The 229-nt window shown below is 70.7% G+C and carries 1 protein-coding gene; it reads left to right on the top strand.

The window, feature by feature from the left end:
- The coding region (locus tag ACPYOG_RS21190) for an acyl-CoA dehydrogenase family protein (RefSeq protein ID WP_481296002.1) at window positions 1–229 on the top strand (229 nt) is incomplete at both ends.

Here is a 229-nt window from a genome sequence, read left to right on the forward strand (position 1 = left end):
GCTACGAAGCGGCGTTGCAGTACGCGCAGCAGCGCACGCAGTTCGGCAAGCCGCTCGCGAAGTTCCAGATGGTGCAGGAGCGGCTCGCGCAGATGCTCGAGGAGCTCACGGCGATGCAGCTGTACTGCCGCCACCTCGCCGACCTCGAGCAGTCCGGCGGCCTCCGGCCCACGCAGGCGTCGCTCGCGAAGTACCACAACACGCGGGCGGCGCGGCGGATCGCCTCCGC

The sequence above is a fragment of the Leifsonia sp. HAY1-4F genome, from assembly GCF_056755275.1.